Raw genomic sequence first — 19,259 nt, 5'->3', positions numbered from 1 at the left:
AAAAAGGAGGCAAATGAGAATGATCATTTGTCTCCTTTTTGCTTTTAACAAGTTTTAGGTGTTTGGTTCTTCTTCCGTGTTGCTCGTATTTACTTCAGGATCAGGAGCTTCATTTCCAGGATTCCCCTGGTTACCCGGATTTTCAGGAGGGTTTCCATTCCCACCATTATTCTCAGCAGGTGGTGGTTCTTCTTGATTATCGCCGTTATTTTCTCCGTCCGCTGGTACTTCCTCGACGGGTTCTTCAATCTCTTCATCTGTTGGTTCTTCTTCAATTGGTTCTTCTTCGATTGGCTCTTCATTCTCTGGATTTTCTTCCAGTTCTTCTTCCTCTGGTTCTTCCTCTTCCTCTTCTTCGGGAATGACAACTTCTACGGTAACAGGATCACTTTGTATATCGTTGTCTTCATTATGAACGGCAGTTACCTGGAAAGAGTATGTTTCTCCATATTCAGGATTCTCTAATACGTATTGTAACTCTTTCGATTCACTAATCGTTGTATAGTCACTGTCTGAACCAGCTCTAACCTCTAATCTAAAGCTAAATTCTTCAAGTGAGTCTTGAGGATAGCTCCATTCTACAAAAATAGCATGGGCTTCCGGATCATAAGTAGCTTGAAGTCCTGAAATATTGACGGCTTCGTCTATTTCTTCAACCTCTTCCACTTCAAATTCCTCTGAGACGTTTGATGGTTCTGTTCCACGAACAAAATATTCGTAAACAATTTCGCTATCTGGAGTGTAAGAACTAGGAAGCAATCCCGTAGATCTTTCAACACCCACTTCAACAACAGAGTCTGGTTGGGAAAAGTCAGAAGTTTCCCGATCTTGATGGGCATAGCTCATTACTTCTTTGAAAATATCTCTCGACACCTGGTGTTCATTATTATTTATTATAATCTGACCATCACTTGGATTTTTGTACCCGGTCCATACTGCGGCCGCTAACTCAGTCGTATAACCGGCAAACCAAGCATCCTTGATAGCTGAGCTAGGTATATCATGGGTCTCCACTTGCTCAGGGGTGAAGTTAGTAGAACCTGTTTTTCCAGCGACAGGGAGTCCGGATATTTGTGCGGCTGTACCTGTGCCTGATTGGACGACATCTTTTAACATATCTGAAATCATGAAAGCTGTGTAATCATTCATTGCTTGCACTGGTTCAGGTGCTAAATCAATCACTCGACCATCCGGAAATTCTACTTTTCTAACTGTATGTGGCTCATTATATTCGCCTTCATTACCAAAAGCAGCATAGGCGCCTGTGAGTTGAAAAGAAGAAACTTCATTTGCACCCAGTGCATAACTCTCATACATATCATCCAATGGAATTCCAAGCTTTTGTCCGAACTGCTGAGCATTATCAAGACCAACTTCATGTAATGTTTTGACAGCTGGAACATTGATTGATTGCTTTAGTGCCTCGCGCACAGAGACGGAACCTTGGAATGATCGGCTAAAGTTTCTAACTGGATCACCTGTGGAGTAGCTGTATTCCTCATCGACAATTTGATGAAACGTTGACCATTTTAGTTGGTCAATAGCTGGTCCATAATCTAAAATAGGTTTCATTGTTGAACCTGTTTGATATTCGGTTGTTGCCATACTCATTGTGCGTGCTGCTTCAGCAGGTTGACGCATTCCACCAATCGCACGAACTTGACCCGTTTGTGTTTCCATCAGCGTAATCCCTGCTTGAAACTGATCATCCGGGAAGTTTTCATCATTTTGCAGAACCTGCTCCGTATGACGCTGTAGATCCTGGTCTAAATTTGTATAAATTTTCAATCCACTAGTATAAATATCGCTTGCCTCGATACCTTCAATATCTTCGACTTCATTCAATACTTGATCAATATAGGATTGGAACTCATTTGTTTGTTGTTCAGCAGTTTCACCAGGATTAAGTTGTTCTTCTACTGGTATGTTTCTAGCTGTTTCAGCTTGTTCACTTGTAATTTTATTGTTTGATTCCATGCGATTAATAACTGTATTTCTTCTACTCTCTGCATCTCTCGGATTGTTAAATGGATTATGTGCATTTGGCCGCTGTGGAATACCAGCTAAAAGAGCCGCATCTTCTATCGTTAATTCATCTAGCTCTTTACTAAAGTAATAATTTGCAGCTTCAACAACACCATATCTTGAATCAGAGAAATAAATAGCATTTAAATACATCTCAAGAATTTGATCCTTCGTAAATTGCTGTTCTAATTTCACTGCTAAATATTGCTCTTGTAATTTACGTGTAATCGTTTTGTCAAAATCAAGAAATAGGTTTTTGACAACCTGTTGTGTGATCGTGCTGGCGCCTTCACTGCCGAAACCACCTGTAATATTTGCCAATACAGCTCCACCAATGCGACGTAAGTCCACTCCGAAGTGATCATAAAAACGAACGTCTTCCACAGAAATAACGGCATCTAATAAAACAGGAGGCATGTCCTCTATGTCGGCAGATTGTCTGTTTTCTGCAGCTTCCAGATTGGTTACTGTTTCATCATTCATATCCATAATATCTGGATTTTGAGATAATGTTAAAAGTTCTTCGTCTAACTCAGGTGCATTACTGAAAATAGCAAAAACTGTAATAGCCCCTACTATCATCATTACACCAGCCATCACAACTAGAGCAACGAAGATCTTTTTTAATGTTCCTCTTTTTTTAGATGTGTTTTTTGATTTATTTGTATGACTATTCTTACTATCTTTAGGCTTTTTCCTGTCTTTTCTAGATAAGGACTCATCTGACATAGTTCATCTTCCTTTCATATACCTGGTAAAGAAATTCTTCAATCACTCAGTGGAAAGAAGCTTGTCAACTATTTTTAAGTAATCAATTCTCGGATGGAAACCGATAGGAATGTGATAACTACAAGCTTCTATTTGTTTCTTCGTGATAGACTTTCTGTTTTGTTCTTGTCCATCATAATAAAAAATGAGATCCTCTGCTTTCATTAAATATACTTCATCAAGGGCACTAAAACGGAGAAGAACAAATGTAATTCCTCCATGTTTGATAACAGCTTTCATATGCTGTATTTGATGATCGTGAAAGTTCTTTAGAGGAAAACTAGTTTTATTTTTTGTTTCCTTTGCTTCAAAATCTATGTGTTTACCTTGATAAACACCGTTATAGTCGGTTGTGGATGGCTTTTTGAAATATGCCTCCGTAACAACTGCAGCACTCCTTTTTGGGTAATTGACATTAACAATTTGAAGTGGTGTTGGTTTTTTATGAATAATAGCAAGGTTGTGGGTTCGATAATATTCATTCGTTTCATTTATATCTTCTTCTAAACTCATCCCACGATTGCTGAAACGATCATCTTTTATATTGACGTTCTTTTTAACAGAAAGGATTCGGTTTTGTTGAAACTTTTTTCCGTTAGGATATCGAATTGTCATATTACCAACTTCCTTTGCCTTAAATAGTGCGTGTGAACATTAAAAACAAGCATATTATATGACTTCTGATTATTCATGAGACCAGGAAAGAAATCATCATTATATCTTATCACATTTTTAATGATTTAAAATGGACTTTATCCCTATTTGCAAGGGAGTAGTTGGCATAAACACGGATAAACTAAGAGTCTTAACAAATAGACTTGCTTTGAAAAACATCTAAATGTGAGGTTGAAGAAATCCAGTGAAAAATGCAGAAAAAATAGATCATTTTATAAAATATGAGCTTCAGAAAAATAATCTTGATAATGTTTCACGAACACTTGCCTATCAACAGTTTTACAATCACGTTCCAGAAATAAAATGGGCTTATCTCGCAAACATGGTTTCAAGAAATGCAGGTTGGTCAATGTCTGATCTCTTACATGATGCGATGGTGCAATTGTTGGATGATGAGTGGAGAAGAAGATTATTTACAACTTACGAACGTGCAAATTGGTTGATATTTTCAGATGCCTATCCACAACTTCTAATATACAAATTATCTCATGAAGCGAATTCTGGTTTGTTTGATCATCTAAAACGTTGGAATGTTTCAAAATGGATGATTAATGAGTGGTGGATATTTTGGTCAGAAAAAGATGAAGAAAGACTTCTTAAAGCCTTAATTATAAATGAACAAAATACAATTGAAAAACCTGTTTTAAAAGCTCCGTTTTTCAAAAAGAAGGTTTTTGGTCAATTTCTTTATAAAGTGCAGGATTTTAATCATAATAATATCGTTGTTTTTCCTTCTTCAGAAGGAGAATTGTATGGAGCAGCTTCTTCGCATTTTACTAAAGTCGTCAAAAGAGTGGAAATTGGTTATAAATTATCTTGGATATTGTTCGAATCAAATGCGAAGGAAAGTATCTATTCTTATTATAAGAATTCAACGTATGTAGGCTGTCGGTCTATCGATATTCCTATACATATGTTTCAGAATGACCATTCATTGCCATTAAGAAGTGTGTTTCCTATTATTTATCATCACGATGAAGTGAGGGAAGACTGGTCTTTAAAGCATTACCATCAAAGTAATATACTGCTGAGTAAAAAGGTTCATCCACCAAAAAATAATCATTTAACTAAATGGTTTGAACGTAAAAGAAAGCATTTATTTATGATAGGAAAATTTGCTTCCTTTTTCGATAAAAAATAAGGAAGAGTTTATCTTCCTTATTTTGAATAAAGTATTAAGTTGAAGGCCGGTCTGGACCACGAAGTTTTTTGTCAATTTGACCTTTGGTTGGTCTTTCTTCAGGTTCTTTTTCATGTTGTTTTCCCTTGGATTGCGTTCGTTCAACTTCTTTTTTACTCATCTTTGCACCTCCTTTCTCTCATTTTGCGCACTAGGTTCAATTTCATACGGAAATTATAGAGGAAAAAGCTTTCTTTGCCGAAAACATACTAGTTTTGTCAAGCATACAGGTATTTAAAAAAACGAAGAGAATGAAAAGGGATATAAGAATGAAAGGGGCGTTTAAAGCTATGGAAAAAAGAATGTGGAAAACAAAAGAGATTGCAGAAGAATTCGGAGTGAATCCTTCTACTGTACAACGGTGGGTTAAGTATTTTCAGTTACCTTATACTAGTACGTCACAAGGACATTTTGAAATGGATCAAAAAACATTTCAAAAATTGAAGCATATACATCTTGATACAAAGACAGGTAAAAAATTAAGAGACATATCTTTTACAAATACCAGTCTATCTGAACCTTCTATTCTTAAAGGCAGAATGGTATCAGCAAATCAGTTAGATGAACGATTTGAAAGACTTGGAATTCAATTGGATCACCTAGACCGCAAGTTGCAAACAAAAGCAGATGAAGTAGTTGAGTATCAAGTATTACAACAAAGAAAAGAAATCAATGAATTGAATGATTTAGTGGTACAGCTTACAGAACGTTTAACTTCTATGGAACAAGCTTTGATTTCAAAACATGAAGTGGCAATTTCCATGGATACAGAACATAAACCTATGAAAAAGCGAAGGTTATCAGGAATTTTTAGTTTGTAAAATGGTGTATGTTTGGTACAATCACCATGAGGTGAAGGCGTATGACAGATAAAGAGTTAATGGAATTAAAAAAATTAACTAATCAATTACTAGAACTAAATGAGCAAGCTTTCTTATATTTCAAGGAATATTCTCAAAAGGGAAAAGAAGCGGATTTCTTTGAAACAGTTAAACCATTTGCAGATAGAGTAAAAGATTCCATAGAAATTTGGTTACCTAAGGTATCTGTTTGGCTGGCTTGGGAAAAGCCCGATTATCTTCATAAACAGCAAATCGATCAAATGATTGAGAATTTTGAAGTGCTATCTGTTCATTGTTTTCAAAAAGACACGAAAAAAAAGCGATTTATTGAAAGATATAAATCGATTGAATATACTTTGTCTTTAGTCACTTTTCCGGACAAAACTAATTAATTTTTAAGGTGCGAGAACTTTATTATCTATTGTTGGTTTGTTAGTTATGTCCATAATTTTAAGAAGGTAGTATCAAACTGGGAATGAGCCTGTTGATACTGCCTTACTCGTGTGACTTAAATTACCACCGTGAGTATAGTAATATTTTACATAGATAGGTGCAGAAGGGAACGAGAGTTTTGAAAAAAGTTGTCATGTTTAGCGTATTGATATTCCTATTATTTGGGTGTGGGGAGGAAGAAATTTGGCAACCAATCTCTGATCAGGACAAGGAGCAAGAGTTACTTCAATTCATGGAGTCATATAAGGACACTTGGGAAGAAAGTCTGGAAGGACAAACATACTCATTAATGGAAACTCATTTTGTACCAAATACTCATGTATATCATATGGAAAGAAAACAACATCAAGACTTAATTGCTGAAAGAAGGATTGAATCTTTTGTTGGATTCTCAAATGTCATTGTTGAGGAAAGTGAGTATGATGATGAGTATCGCGTGCAATGGACAGAAACAATCGCGATTGAAAAAATAGGGTCTTCAGAAGAAGAAACTCGTTTGAGACAATATTATATTTCAGAAGGAAGTTCCGGTTATAGAATTACTGCCATTGAAACTCTCGAAGAATAAGTTTTATCAGTATAGGGAAATGAAGTCTTAATTGGCCAATAAAGGCCTCTTAAGACTTCTGTACTTCTAGATTTTTTCCACATCAAACACTCGAAAGCCTTGGGATTCCAAGTGGTTTGTCAGTTTATCAAGGGTAGTTTTTGTTGTATCTTTAGGAAGAGTCACAATAATTCTGCGGAAGAAAGTGCTTTCGTTGTCTAATGTCATCAGACTGTGAATATTGGTAAACTTCTTCATGCTCGTAAGCATCGTACTTAATGCACCTTGGTACTCATGAGTAGACACAGTTAGTGTATAACTCCCAGTTTTAATTCCCCATGAATCCTCCAGTAATTCCATGACATTCGCGTGTGTTAAAATACCTGTGAAATGGTTGTTTGATTCTAACACTGCTAAATAAGGATATTTTTTAATGTTACTGAATACTCGAAAGAAGGATGCTTGTTCTTCTATGTAAACATCTTCATCCGAAATAAGGGTCATAATAGAATCTTCCCACGTAACAGCTTCTTTTACGATTGCTCGGTAAACGTCTTGTAAATAGATATTCCCTTTAAAACTGCTGGAAAACTCATCTAGAACTGGTATACATCGATAGCCACTTGCCTCCAATTCATCGAGGGCCTCCTTAATAGTGAAGGATTCTCTGCAGAAACGAACATTTTTCTTATCGATAATATTATATTAATCTTCATGAAGTTCTCCTTTCTTATACAAGAATAACTTTATTATAAATGAAAAAACTTAAGAAAAAAGCAGTCATTAAAAAACAGTGAATAATTAGATAGATGATTCTTAATAAATGATATACTACTTAATAGAAAAACTAGAGAGGTGTTTAAAATATGAAAGCACTTATTGTCATTGATTATACGAACGATTTTGTAGCTGAGGATGGAAACCTAACTTGCGGGGAACGAGGACAGTCTATTGAAGGACGAATCACAGAAATTTCCCGACAATTTATTGAATCTAACAATTATACTATATTTGCAGTAGACGCGCATGAAGAGAAAGATCCTTATCATCCAGAAACGAAATTGTTTCCTGCACATAATGTGAAAGGGACAACCGGACGGAAGCTATATGGTCAATTAGGTCAGTATGTAGATGATATTACCTACTCAGGTGAGCATAGCTATGAATGGATGGACAAAACGAGATATAGTGCGTTTGCCGGAACAGATTTAGAAATCAAATTGCGTGAACGACAAATTCAGGAGATTCACCTGGTTGGGGTATGTACAGATATATGTATTCTTCATACAGCAGTAGATGCTTATAACAAAGGCTTTACAATCATCATTCACAGAGATGCCGTGGAAAGTTTTAATCCTACAGGGCACGAATGGGCGTTGGAACATTTTAAAGCGACATTAGGTGCGGTTGTCATAGAAAAATGGTCAAATGAAAAAATCTAGCATGTTTTTTCTTCTATAAGGGTATGTAAATGGTATGTACTTAATAGGAGGGATATTCATGGATTTACGAACAGTACGAAAAAAGTTAGAAGAACTTGCTCATCAGAGTCAAGAACTTAAAAACTCTTATCACAGGCTGGATGAAATGGAAAAGAAAGAATTTAAAGTTGGTTATTCATTGGACCGCGATGTAGATGAATTAGCAGAACATTTATTTGAATGGTCAGAAACACAATTTGAAAGAAATAAATAGAAATAAAAACGAAAGTGCCTTGATACCAACCGCGGGGTTACTATTACATAAAAAGGAGTTAAAAGGTTCTGTTGTTACCTTTTAACTCCTTTTTATGTATAAATTTACAAGCGTTTTTCTTATGGTTTTATTATCCCACAGAGGGAATTTTTTTTTTCTGAAAAGGTAAAATGATATAATAATGCAAAAGATAAAAAGGTGGTGGAATATATGTTGAAAGATATAACGAAAACGATGGAAAATGGTATGAAAGTGTGGCCGGGAGATATTCATTTCTCATACACATCTTTAGCGGCAATTCGAGACGGAGACGCGGTCAATGTCGGTAAACTAGAAATGAGTACTCATACAGGAACTCATCTAGATGCTCCTTACCATTATGATCAAGATGGAATTGGTATTGATGAAATCCCACTCGATATTTTATGTGGAAACTGTATCGTAATAGAACTTTTTAATGTACATACGATAACGAAAGATCATTTAACATCTCTGAATTTTAAAGGAGTTAAAAAGGTCCTTTTTAAAACTACTCAATTAAAAGAGGGGCATAGTTATCAGGATTTCCCCGTGTTTTCAAAAGACGCGGCTCCTTTTTTAAAGGAAATGGGAGTTCATCTCATCGGCACGGATGCTGCTTCTGTAGATCCGTTAAATAGTGAAAATTTAGAAGCGCATCATTCTTTTAAGGAAACAAACATCTTTATTTTAGAAGGTCTAGAACTTTTTCAAGTGGAGCCGGGGTTCTATCACTTGACAGCACTTCCTTTGAAATTAAAAGGCGGGGACGGTTGTCCTGTTAGAGCTATTTTATCAAGTATCTAAAGGCTTGCTTTTTGTCAAAGTAAATTCATGAAAAAGCACACAATATATTGTTGCATCTTAGCTTGCTTTTCTCACCTTTTACGATATGTTATAGTATATTTAATAGCGGAGGGAAAAGAAATGATAAAAAAAGAAACCAGAAATAATTTGCTTGAAACATTTGAGAAGCAGCAAAGGACCTTTGTTTATTTCTATGCCCCGATGTGTGGGACTTGCCTGATGGCGAGAAAGTTTATTGAAATGGTCGAACAGGTTGAAGGAGAAGATTTTGTTTATGAATTTGACTTGAATTTTCTTAAGACGGAAGCCTATGAATGGGAAGTTCAAAGTGTTCCATGTTTAATACTATTTAATGGAAACAAACCAGAGAAAAAACTATATGCATTTGAATCTGTTACAAAGGTTTTCGAATGGGTAAAAGAAAATAACAAAACAAGACAAGGAGAGGTACAATGAGCGCACCTGCATTTACACTGAATGACATGCACACAGATAAAGTACATGACTTAGAAGATTATAAAGGAAAAGCACTGATGATCACATTTTGGACTTCTTCGTCTCCGGATAGTCAACGAGATCTTGCTAATAAAGAAAAGCTTTATCGAGCCATGCAAACAGATAAGTTCGATATGTTAATGATTAATGTCACTGGATTAGAGCATAAAGAACAAGCGGCAGAAACGTATTACAAGGAAAATGATTTTACTTTTCCAGTAGCGAAGGATGACGGGACAAAAATTTACGACAAGTACCAATGTATGTCGGTCCCTACCACATATTTGCTGGATAAAGACCATGAAATTGTATCTCGATTCAATGATAAAGCATCATTTCCGCAAATGTTGACAACCATTGGAGAAGTTATTGCAGATTAAATTACTCTCAAAATAATATCCGAAAAAAACCTCTAGTCTAATTATGACTAGAGGTTTTTCCTTTTAGTAAGTGTGCTAACTGTTCAAGGTTTCAATGCTGTTCTATAAATCCCTTTGACTAATTCCCTCGCTGCGGCTGGATAGTGCGCTTCATCTAAATCATGGCAAGCTTTCTCTATATCGTAACCAACTCTTCGGAATTGGACTTGAATGTCTTTCTCGGCTCTTTCAAACAAAAGATACGAAGCTCGTGGATCCCCATCAAATGGTAAACCCACACTTCCGGTATTAAGTATTTTTTTTCCTTCAAAACTCCTCATATAAGGTAAATGTATGTGACCATACACATAATAATTGGCACGTGGATTTGCATCAATAAACGGTTTTAAATCATCGTTTGGAACTTGGTTAGAAACTACATCGAATATGCTAGTTGGGGTAGCATGAAAAGCAAATAATTGCGATTGGTTTGATAATGGAATTTCCAACGTTGTAGGAAGCTCATGTAAGTAGTTAATGTCTTCGTCACTTAGTTGCTCTCTAGCCCAAGCCTGTTCTGTTTGCATTAATGATAATGCCTTGTCGGGAACCTCACCTTGTTGCACGCCTCTGACGATCCATTCATCGGCATTTCCTTTAATCACTTTAGCCTGCAACTCACGAACCAAATTCAAGCATTCTTTCGGTTTTGCTCCACGGTAAGAGATATCACCTAATACGGCTACATGGGTAGCGCCGACCTTGGATACATCATCCAGTACAGATTTCAATGCTTGTTCGTTTCCGTGAATATCTGAAATAACAGCTAATTTCATTGGAAAACCTCCTATTAATGATCTCTTTTCTCTACTTTAACAAACAAGAGCGAATATGTGAAATAGGCACGCTCGTTGGGTTCAGGATGACTTTATGATACGATAATAAATACAATATAAACAAAACGAAAGGGGTATCCAAACGTGAGAGTTATTTCAGTAGAGCCAACACCGAGTCCAAACACAATGAAGTTTACGTTAAGTGAATCTCTCCCTCATGGTACAGCACATAATTTTACATTAAAAAATAAAGAAGATTCACCATCTTTTGTTCAAGAAATATTTGAAGTAGAAGGGGTGAAAGGGGTTTATCATGTAGCAGATTTTCTTGCCGTCGAGAGAAACCCTAAAGTTGACTGGAAAGTTATTTTGCCAAAAGTAAGGCAAGTTTTTGGGGAAGAGGCAGAGGAAGAGCAGGGTACTAAAATCGATGAGCACTTCGGTGAAGTAACGGTGAGTATTCAAGAATTTAAAGGTATTCCTATGCAAGTAAAAGTATCTGATGGAGAAAATGAAGAAAGAGTAGGGTTGCCAGAAAGATTTGTTGATTCTGTTAGTAAAGCAACGTTAGAAGAAGATAATGTTATCCTCATGAGAAAGTGGAAAGAACAGCGACCTAGATATGGAGATTTAAAAGACGTAGGGAATGAAGTCGCAGAAGAACTTCAGGCAACGTTTACAGAGGCAAGATTGAAGGATTTAGTCGAAACTGCTACGCAATCCAAAGATAGCCTTACGCTTGAAAAACCAAAAAAAGAATGGTTAAAAGTTACGGAAGATATGCTGGATGATGAAGATTGGAAAAAGCGTTTTGCTGTTTTAGAACAAATGAATCCTGAAATCGATGATTTACCTGTTTTAGAAAAAGCCTTGAAGGATGAAAAACCATCGATCCGCAGGCTTGCAACTGTTTATTTAGGGATGATTGAAGACGATAAAATTATCCCATATTTAGAAAAAGCCTTGAATGATAAAACAGTCACCGTTAGAAGAACTGCAGGAGATGCGATGTCGGACATTGGAAGTAAAGCTGGAATACCGGCAATGATAAGATCGCTGCAAGATAAAAGTAAACTTGTTCGATGGCGCGCAGCTATGTTCTTATATGAAGTAGGAGATGAAACAGCCATTCCAGCTCTGAAGGAAGCAGAGGAAGATCCAGAGTTTGAAGTAAGTATGCAAGTGAAAATTGCATTGGAAAGAATTCAAGGTGGCGAAGAGGCGAAAGGTTCAGTCTGGAAACAGATGACGGAAGCCTTCGAATAAAATAATGGATGTCTCAGTTGTCATAGCTTGAGACATCCTTCTTTTTAAGATAATTTATTAAAGAAGTAGCTACCTTCACAGCGCAAGTATTAAAGGAAACCCACCTCCTCTCGAGTAGCACTTACACGAACTACGTAGGTGCTACTCGGGGGCCGGTGAAAGATCACGCTGTATTTAATAAAAGACGCTTTGCGTTTTTCTTATTTATCACGTACTAGAGGCATCGTACTGCATCGAAAAGACCCGCCGGATTTGATAATTTCGGTAATATCAACTTCCAGAACCTCATATCCCCGGATACGAAGTTGCTGGTTCACTTCTCTGTTAATTGGTAAACTAAGAATTTTTTTATTACCTATGGACAGAACGTTTGTTCCAAGAGTGAATTGCTCTTCCTCATTTACTTCAATAAGTTCAAAGTGACTAGCTAGTATTTTCTTCTCTTTATTACTAAAGGCATTAGAATAAATCAACGCTTCTTTTTCGGAAATAATATTAAATACACAATCTAGATGAAGATATTTTTCCAAAAATGGAACAGTGATTACCTCATACTCATGTAATATCTTTTGCATATGGTTAATTGCATTTTGGTTCGTCCGATCGCTTAATCCAATAAATAATTGATGGCCATTAATGATGACGTCGCCGCCTTCAATCATGTCACCTATTAAGTTATAGTAGGAGATGCCGTTTTGTTCCAGCCACGTTTTCAAGACATTTTCTTCTCCAATTCGAGGAGAATGAGCCATATCTGCAACAAACGTTGTTTGACCTAAAGTAAAGCCGATATCCCGTGTAAACACTTGTTCAGGAAATTCCTCCATCTCAGGGAGAAGTGTGACTTGGACGTCATGCCTTCTTAACGTTTCCACAAGGTTTTGATGTTGTTCCATTGCTTTTTCTATGTGTAATCCTTCATCTTTAAAATGCTTTTGGGTTTCGTTAATTAGCGATTTGATGGTCATATGTTTTGGTTCACAAAGAACCACATGCTGTAGCTTGTCATATTCAGTACGGCAGTATGACTTCACAGTTTTATTTGATAATAATGACATAGTAAACCTCCAATTGAATTTCTAATTTCACTTAGTATTTCTTGTTTGAACATCTTTATGAGTAATATTAAAACAATTTTGCGGGGATAATTGAATTTCACACACAAAGTCGCTTTCCTTAAAAGGAAGTATAGTCTCTGGAGACTCGCCGATCATTCACGGAAAGCGGGCGGTAATTGTTTCGGAACAGACTTCAGTGATAATAAAGCTACAAAATAAGAAAAAAGACGCTACGCGTTTTTCTTATAAGAATTTGACAGCTATCTTTACGCCACGCGCATAAAGGGAAGTTCGCCTCCTTTCGAGTAGCACCTTCACGCACTACGTAGGTGCTACTCGGAGTGGCTTTAAAGATCACGCTGTATTTACCAAAAGACGCTACGCGTTTTTGCCATCAACTAATAATCTGGAAAGTAAAGGTAGTATGTGGTAGCATAAAAATAGCTGTAATATACAAAAAAAAATGGAGGAATACACATGACACGAGATAAATTAGTAGCTGAACTGGAAGATAAAAAATTGACAGAAGTAATAGACTTAATTGAAGAAGCCGAAGCAGGATACCTTACAGAATTAGAATTAGCACCTTCCTTAGGATTACTTCGAGACGATACCTTAAATGAAGCAGTACTAAACTATTTATCCTCACAAGGAGTAGAAATCATTTACGTAACCGAAGACGAGGAATAAGTACTTACATAAAGGAGTAAATAATGAGACCAACACCAGATCAAGCATTAGATGAAAGGACGTTAACTGTCTGGAAAATTGCAGCGGCAATAGGTTCTATCCTTTACTTTGTGTTTCCGGCAGCTTATCGGGGAGCTTTAAAATTTTGGGAGTTCCCCGATTGGATTTTTTACGCACTTATTTTCGTAGCAATCATTTTTGCACTAATTAATATTTTTTTCATACAAAAGCTTCAATGGAGCAGATGGCGATATAAAATTTACGATAATGAAGTGGAATTAATGCACGGGGTTTTCGTTGTAAGAAGAGTAATTATTCCAATGATTCGTGTCCAACATGTAGATACACGTCAAGGACCAATTATGCGTTATTATAAACTTGCAAGTGTAACTATCTCAACTGCCGCTACGACACATGAAATACCTGGGCTTTCTCTTGAAAAAGCAGGAACATTGAGAGATCATATTGCGCAGTTAGCAAGGGAAGCTGATCCTAATGAATGATTGGAAACGGCAACATCCAGCCTCCATATTTATTAGTTTTATTAATAATGTTAAACAGATGATTATTACGTTTATCGCGATTTTTATTTTTGGTCAATCGCAAATAACGGGTTCTTTTTACTATTTAATTTTCTTCGGTGCTATTCTGTTATTTTCGATAGGAAGTGGCTTTATTGGTTGGTGGAAATTCAAATATATATTGAGACAAGATGAACTGCAAATTAAACAAGGACTTATTTTCAGGAAAAACAGATTTATTCGGAAGGACCGTATACAAAGCATTGATATCAATGCTAAATTATTACAACGACTGTTCGGTTTAGTCGAAGTAAGAATTGAAACTGCTGGAGGTGGAAATGAGCCAGAGTTTCGAATTGTTGCTTTGAGAAAAGAAGAGGCAGAACAAATAAAGAAACAGTTGTTAAAAAAGTATAAAATGAAAACCAAATTAGAATATGATGAACAATCGGTAAATAATGAAGATTTTAATGAAAAGCTACCTAAGGAAGAGGAAGAAGAGTTCTATTACTCTGATGTAACAGAAACGAAAGAATATCAGCTAGAAGAGGTTTCTGAGGACAAGGAGGAAGAGGAGGAAAAAAAGCCTGAATATCAATGGGAATTAGGTAATCGCCGTCTTTTCGTTGCTGCATTGACTTCTAGTGGAGTTGGGATTGCAGCCACATTTATTGCTGCAATAATGTCGCAAGCTCCTCAGTTTTTACCTGATTGGCTTTTTGAATCGGTTATCGGGTGGTTTTTAGAGTCAAGTGTCCTACTTATAGGCGGAACTATTGTATTTGTACTTCTAACTGCTTGGTTGTTCACATTAGTTGGGACATTGCTTAAATACGGTTTATTTAAGTTAACGAAAATCAAAGACGAGATTCATATATCTCGCGGCGTCATTGATCAGCGTCAACTGACTCTAAATGCGAGTAGAATAACTGCGGTGAGAATTGTTCAGTCGCCTCTAAGACAGCTGTTCCGATATGTTTCCGTGTATGTGGAGAGTGCTGGTGGTGGTACGAAGGAAGAAGACCTCTCAACCGTCTTAATTCCTTTATGCAAGAGGATGGATGTACCTGAGATTTTAAATCAAATAATCCCGGATTTTGCATTTACACCTACCTATGAAGGAATACCTAAGGAAAGTTTACGAAGATACATGATTAAGCTTATCGTTCCGCCAGTAGTAGTTGCAGGTGTAGCGACATATTTTTTACCATATGGTTGGATTGCATTTGTTCTTCCTATTGTAGGGGCAGTTATTGGTTATTTTCAATATAAGTCAGCTGGTATCTCACAGCATAAAGAATTTCTGTGTATAAAAAGCAGAGTCATATCAAAAACAGAGGTTTTTATACCAAGAAAAAGAATTCAGGACATGGAGTCTACTCAAAATGTTCTCCAAAAATTAGATCAATTATATACGATTCATGTCTCTGTACTAACATCAATGATGGGTAAAACATTTTCATTAAGACATATAAGCTTGTCTCAAATTGAAAAAGGGCATATGTGGTATTCCTATCAGGAAGAATTTTTACCATCAGCAGATAAAAAGACATCAACCGACCTCTAATAGGTATGGTTGACGTCTTTTTTTTAAAAGGTATTCGAATTCGCCGCTGTCTTCAGCCTCTTAAACAGAGATCTGTCATGCAAGAACAACTCTATTTCGCTTTAAAGCTACTTTCCATCAACAACAGATTAGTCTTATCCATTAATCGTTTGAAAACTGAGTGGCATAGGTCGTTAGGACACGTTCCCCTTTATCAGAAGTAAACTCAAATCGGTCAAAGGTAACATCTGGTGAGTCATCATCTTTTATTTCCCTTTCGTAGTGATGCTGAACAACGAACTGGGTATCGTTATTAGCATAGGAAAGAAAATTAACACCCTCCAGAGATTGTTTTTTAAATGTATCCAATAACTGGATAAGTAAGGAGTTATGACAATATACAGAATGTTCATGGCCAATCCCAAGCTTCTCTAATCCTCTTTCAAGTGCTAGTAATGAAGGACTCTCCAGTTCATTAACCAAAATACGATAAGGATCAAATTGCGCTTTATTTAAGCGAATGACCGATCCATGACTTAATTCAACTTCTTCATTATCAGTAGTTTCAAATAATAGGCCTTTCACGTATAGAGCAGCTTTCCACTGCCCTTCTGTTTTGATTTCGAATTCAAAAGGGCATCCATCAAGACTGAGTGATTCCTTTTTTTTCTCATCATAGATGAATAGCTTTCTTCCCTTTTTGACAATGTGATAGTAAACATAAACATCCTCAAAAATTAGGTGTTCTGATTTTAATTTTCTGAGCTCTTGTTGAATTCTTGATAATGTTCTGTCCGATTGATCAATTTCATCTTGAATTTGGGTCCATCTGTTCTTCAATGCATGCGCAATGGAAGCTTCGTACGATAGTTTAAAAGGTTCAATTAGGGCTTCTAGCTGTTGTCCTGTGAATTCAATCTCTTGATTGTATGCATGGATCAACGGCTCTACTTCCTCGCCATTTATTTCAAGAGTAGGGTATTCGAATACCCCAACAATAGTGACAAGTCCTTTCCATGGTGTGTTGGGGGGAGCTATAATTTTTTGAAGCACACCAACATATTGACCATGATCACGTGTCTTAACCTTAACCTGTTTCCCAATATATTTTTTACCTTGTTGTCGATTCATAATCAAACCTCACTTCAATCATTCTTTTTGTCAGACAAAGACTAGCTATCACTCTCATATTCCTCTATATCTTTCTTATTATTCTATCATGATTTGTTAACTAACAACAAAGAGTTTTATCAACATAAGTGGATAAATAATGGCTATTAGGTAACTAAACAGCAATTAATAAGGCACCGTTCTGCGGGCTCTGCTTATACCGTTGCTTTAAATGATGGAGTCGCCGCATTTCGCTTCCTTAAGTTTCTCTTTCAAAACAAAAGTGTTTCGAATAAATACACGCAATAAAATGTATAACGTACAGCAAATTTACGTTAAATTTATTTCGCTTTCACATGAGCTTTTTTGATAAATTTCTCCTTTTTGCGAGGTGAAGATTTATTCGCCGGAAATTTAATGATTCAAAAGACCCGGACCTTTTACTTGTGGATTTCATTACAAGTTACTCATAAAAAATGTAGCAGCATGATGCAGACCTTTTAAGACAAGGCTTTGTACACTTATTACAATATATCCCACTTGGAATTGTTGCAAACCGTCATAACTTTGTAAAGCTTCTAACATCTAAATGTAATCCATATTTAGGGACAATGTCTCCTGCTATAAACCGAAAAAGTGTTTATGCTGATTTAATGACCCCCCTTAAAAGTTAAGGGGCACTCGAACAAATATACTGCACACATAGCGAGGTGTTTTATGGTGCTGAAAAATCTAATAGTAAAATCAAATCAAACTGAAGAAATAGAGCAGACTGTTTTATCCATTCAAATGGGCAATCAGGATATTGAAAATTATTTTATAAATAAATATATACCTTTTATTAAAAAAGTAACTGCGGGAGTATGCAAAAGGTACATTAATCCATCAAGAGATGATGAATTTAGTATTGCTATGATTGCCTTTAGTGAAGCAATTCATCACTATTCATCTAATAAAGGAAGTTCATTTTTATCATTTGCTAACCTTGTCATTCGAAGGAGGGTAATTGACTATATTCGAATGGAGCAGCGAAGGAGAACACCTTTGTCGTTTGACTATAAAGATGAAGAGAAAGAAAACATGGAGAACCTTGCAGAAGTAGCAGCTTCTTTTCAAACCTACCACACAAAACTTGAAAAAGAATGCCGTCAAGAGGAAATTTTACATTTTCAAGACAGACTTCAATCATTTGGAATCAAATTAACAGAGGTTGCCAATCAGTGTCCTAAACATTATGATGCTAGAATAAATATGATCGAAATTTCGAGAATTATCATGAAGCATGATGATATACTCCACACACTTTTAGTGAAGAAGAGATTGCCGGTGAATCAACTCATGGCACATATTTCAATGAGTCGAAAAACCATCGAGCGAAATCGTAAATATATTATTGCGATGGTTATTGTATTTAACGAAGATTATTATTATTTGAAAGATTATTTAAAGGAGTGGTTTTGATGCAAAGAGGGGTCGTCATGGAGATCACTAAACGCTATATGATCGTCTTGACGAAAGATGGGGAGTTTATCCGTGCTGAATTAAACTTCGGTGCCGATATTGGGGAAGAAGTGTTGTATTCAAAAATTCCTCTCTACAGTTTTCCTCATTTCTTTAATCAAAAACTATACAGTGTACCATTTGTTTTTCTACTAGTTTTTTTAATTACATTTCCTATCCCTAATTGGTTTGAATCAAATAAGGCTTACGGAGTTGTCTCACTCGACCTCAATTCCACTATTGAGTTAGCAGTTGATCGTAATTATGAGGTTCTATCTATGAACGGATATAATAAAACAGGCGAAGAATTAGTAAATTCGATGGATTCGTCGGTAGAGGGTAAAACTTTAGGTCGAGCAACTACTTTACTATTGAAGGAGGGAATCAAACTCGGAATTATTAAATCCCTTGATTCTATCTTTATTAGTTCATCGGTGGATTTTGATGAAAACTCTAACTGGGGTACGAACTTTTATTCTTGGTCTTCTTCAATAGTGAATGAGTATGGCTTTGTAATCTATCCAATTTATGTTGAAACAGAGGTTAGTGAACAGGCTAAGCAATTATCAATATCACCTATTAAATATGTGCTCCTCGCTCAGCATGAAGACGAAATTGATTTTTCTAATATGACAAACACCTCGATTTCAACTATTGAAAAAGAAGTTGGGAAGTCCGTGACTAATCTAGAGGAGCTTGTGTTCCTTTCCGATCATAACGAAAACATAAGTCCTTGAAAAACCCACATCAATTAATCATATAAGAAAAAAGGCAGAGCCGTCTTTTATTAAATACAGCGTCAGCTTCCGCCGGCTTAAGTAGCACCTACTTAGTGCGTGTAAGTGCTACTCGAAAGGTGGTGGTTTTC

Annotated in this window: 22 protein-coding genes; 15 read left to right on the top strand and 7 right to left on the bottom strand. The window is 36.2% G+C overall.

Features of this window, described 5'->3' with window-relative positions; translation table 11 throughout:
• Positions 1 to 54 precede the first annotated feature (54 nt).
• Positions 55 to 2,754, bottom strand: coding sequence for a PBP1A family penicillin-binding protein (locus ACHABW_RS03685; RefSeq protein WP_435754097.1), 2,700 nt, complete (start codon positions 2,752 to 2,754; stop codon positions 55 to 57).
• Positions 2,755 to 2,796: 42 nt separating this feature from the next.
• A complete protein-coding gene (recU, locus tag ACHABW_RS03680; RefSeq protein WP_435754096.1) occupies positions 2,797 to 3,408 on the bottom strand; it encodes a Holliday junction resolvase RecU in 612 nt (203 codons plus the stop codon).
• Positions 3,409 to 3,652: 244 nt separating this feature from the next.
• On the opposite strand from recU, the gene ACHABW_RS03675 reads away from it, so the two are divergent.
• Positions 3,653 to 4,609, top strand: a complete 957-nt coding sequence (locus ACHABW_RS03675) for a DUF2515 family protein (RefSeq protein ID WP_435754095.1) — start codon at positions 3,653 to 3,655, stop codon at positions 4,607 to 4,609.
• A 34-nt stretch (positions 4,610 to 4,643) separates the two neighbouring features.
• Here ACHABW_RS03675 and ACHABW_RS03670 read toward each other — a convergent pair whose 3' ends face one another.
• Positions 4,644 to 4,769, bottom strand: coding sequence for a hypothetical protein (locus ACHABW_RS03670; protein ID WP_259457908.1), 126 nt, complete (start codon positions 4,767 to 4,769; stop codon positions 4,644 to 4,646).
• Between the two features lie 130 nt (positions 4,770 to 4,899).
• On the opposite strand from ACHABW_RS03670, the gene ACHABW_RS03665 reads away from it, so the two are divergent.
• From ACHABW_RS03665 to ACHABW_RS03655, 3 genes are all read left to right on the top strand, one after another.
• Positions 4,900 to 5,469 (top strand): helix-turn-helix domain-containing protein, encoded by a 570-nt coding sequence (locus tag ACHABW_RS03665; protein ID WP_435754094.1) that lies wholly within the window; start codon positions 4,900 to 4,902, stop codon positions 5,467 to 5,469.
• A 41-nt stretch (positions 5,470 to 5,510) separates the two neighbouring features.
• Positions 5,511 to 5,882, top strand: coding sequence for a YppE family protein (locus ACHABW_RS03660; RefSeq protein ID WP_435754093.1), 372 nt, complete (start codon positions 5,511 to 5,513; stop codon positions 5,880 to 5,882).
• A 179-nt stretch (positions 5,883 to 6,061) separates the two neighbouring features.
• On the top strand, positions 6,062 to 6,511 hold the full coding sequence (locus ACHABW_RS03655) for a TcaA NTF2-like domain-containing protein (protein WP_435754092.1): 450 nt from the start codon (positions 6,062 to 6,064) through the stop codon (positions 6,509 to 6,511).
• 66 nt (positions 6,512 to 6,577) lie between these two features.
• On the opposite strand, the gene cbpA is transcribed toward ACHABW_RS03655, so the two are convergent.
• Positions 6,578 to 7,186: a cyclic di-AMP binding protein CbpA gene (gene cbpA, locus ACHABW_RS03650; RefSeq protein WP_435754146.1), complete on the bottom strand. Its 609-nt coding sequence runs from the start codon at positions 7,184 to 7,186 to the stop codon at positions 6,578 to 6,580.
• Between the two features lie 170 nt (positions 7,187 to 7,356).
• Here cbpA and ACHABW_RS03645 point away from each other — a divergent pair, with 170 nt between their 5' ends.
• The 5 genes from ACHABW_RS03645 to ACHABW_RS03625 all read left to right on the top strand — a co-directional run bounded on the left by ACHABW_RS03645 (position 7,357) and on the right by ACHABW_RS03625 (position 9,885).
• Positions 7,357 to 7,932, top strand: coding sequence for a cysteine hydrolase family protein (locus ACHABW_RS03645; protein ID WP_435754091.1), 576 nt, complete (start codon positions 7,357 to 7,359; stop codon positions 7,930 to 7,932).
• Between the two features lie 58 nt (positions 7,933 to 7,990).
• The gene (locus tag ACHABW_RS03640; RefSeq protein ID WP_110935297.1) at positions 7,991 to 8,185 is read left to right on the top strand and encodes a hypothetical protein; all 195 of its coding nucleotides are present in this window, start codon (positions 7,991 to 7,993) and stop codon (positions 8,183 to 8,185) included.
• Positions 8,186 to 8,395: 210 nt separating this feature from the next.
• Positions 8,396 to 9,010, top strand: coding sequence for a cyclase family protein (locus ACHABW_RS03635; RefSeq protein WP_435754090.1), 615 nt, complete (start codon positions 8,396 to 8,398; stop codon positions 9,008 to 9,010).
• A gap of 120 nt (positions 9,011 to 9,130) precedes the next feature.
• Entirely contained in the window at positions 9,131 to 9,466 is a 336-nt protein-coding gene (locus ACHABW_RS03630; RefSeq protein ID WP_183041036.1) for a thioredoxin family protein, read from the top strand.
• Entirely contained in the window at positions 9,463 to 9,885 is a 423-nt protein-coding gene (locus ACHABW_RS03625; RefSeq protein WP_435754089.1) for a TlpA disulfide reductase family protein, read from the top strand. The genes ACHABW_RS03630 and ACHABW_RS03625 overlap by 4 nt, the downstream gene beginning before the upstream one ends.
• 83 nt (positions 9,886 to 9,968) lie before the next feature.
• Here ACHABW_RS03625 and ACHABW_RS03620 read toward each other — a convergent pair whose 3' ends face one another.
• Positions 9,969 to 10,700, bottom strand: coding sequence for a metallophosphoesterase family protein (locus ACHABW_RS03620; protein ID WP_435754088.1), 732 nt, complete (start codon positions 10,698 to 10,700; stop codon positions 9,969 to 9,971).
• Positions 10,701 to 10,844: 144 nt separating this feature from the next.
• On the opposite strand from ACHABW_RS03620, the gene ACHABW_RS03615 reads away from it, so the two are divergent.
• Complete coding sequence (locus ACHABW_RS03615; protein ID WP_435754087.1) at positions 10,845 to 11,966, top strand: conserved virulence factor C family protein; 1,122 nt, start codon at positions 10,845 to 10,847, stop codon at positions 11,964 to 11,966.
• A 200-nt stretch (positions 11,967 to 12,166) separates the two neighbouring features.
• Here the strand turns inward: ACHABW_RS03615 and ACHABW_RS03610 are convergent, their stop codons facing one another.
• Positions 12,167 to 13,024, bottom strand: a complete 858-nt coding sequence (locus ACHABW_RS03610; protein ID WP_435754086.1) for a dimethylarginine dimethylaminohydrolase family protein — start codon at positions 13,022 to 13,024, stop codon at positions 12,167 to 12,169.
• A 477-nt stretch (positions 13,025 to 13,501) separates the two neighbouring features.
• Here ACHABW_RS03610 and ACHABW_RS03605 point away from each other — a divergent pair, with 477 nt between their 5' ends.
• Genes ACHABW_RS03605 through ACHABW_RS03595 form a run of 3 tightly spaced genes read left to right on the top strand, consistent with a single transcriptional unit; the run spans position 13,502 to position 15,802 of the window.
• Positions 13,502 to 13,714, top strand: a complete 213-nt coding sequence (locus ACHABW_RS03605) for a hypothetical protein (protein ID WP_435754085.1) — start codon at positions 13,502 to 13,504, stop codon at positions 13,712 to 13,714.
• 23 nt (positions 13,715 to 13,737) lie between these two features.
• Entirely contained in the window at positions 13,738 to 14,217 is a 480-nt protein-coding gene (locus tag ACHABW_RS03600) for a PH domain-containing protein (protein ID WP_435754084.1), read from the top strand.
• On the top strand, positions 14,210 to 15,802 hold the full coding sequence (locus ACHABW_RS03595) for a PH domain-containing protein (protein WP_435754083.1): 1,593 nt from the start codon (positions 14,210 to 14,212) through the stop codon (positions 15,800 to 15,802). Before ACHABW_RS03600 ends, ACHABW_RS03595 begins: the two co-directional genes overlap by 8 nt.
• A 141-nt stretch (positions 15,803 to 15,943) precedes the next feature.
• Here ACHABW_RS03595 and ACHABW_RS03590 read toward each other — a convergent pair whose 3' ends face one another.
• Positions 15,944 to 16,912 carry a DUF2777 family protein gene (locus tag ACHABW_RS03590; RefSeq protein ID WP_435754082.1) on the bottom strand — a complete coding sequence of 323 codons (969 nt, stop codon included), beginning with the start codon at positions 16,910 to 16,912 and terminating at the stop codon, positions 15,944 to 15,946.
• 696 nt (positions 16,913 to 17,608) lie between these two features.
• Between ACHABW_RS03590 and sigI the strand changes: the two genes are divergently transcribed.
• Positions 17,609 to 18,352, top strand: coding sequence for an RNA polymerase sigma-I factor (gene sigI / locus ACHABW_RS03585; RefSeq protein ID WP_435754081.1), 744 nt, complete (start codon positions 17,609 to 17,611; stop codon positions 18,350 to 18,352).
• Positions 18,352 to 19,128, top strand: a complete 777-nt coding sequence (locus ACHABW_RS03580) for an anti-sigma factor domain-containing protein (RefSeq protein WP_435754080.1) — start codon at positions 18,352 to 18,354, stop codon at positions 19,126 to 19,128. The genes sigI and ACHABW_RS03580 overlap by 1 nt, the downstream gene beginning before the upstream one ends.
• Positions 19,129 to 19,259: the final 131 nt, after the last annotated feature.

It is taken from the genome of Salipaludibacillus sp. CF4.18 (assembly GCF_051262595.1).
Lineage (GTDB): Bacteria > Bacillota > Bacilli > Bacillales > Salisediminibacteriaceae > Salipaludibacillus > Salipaludibacillus neizhouensis.
Note: the sequence above shows the minus strand (reverse complement) of the source record. Positions and strands in the feature narration are given on the sequence as shown.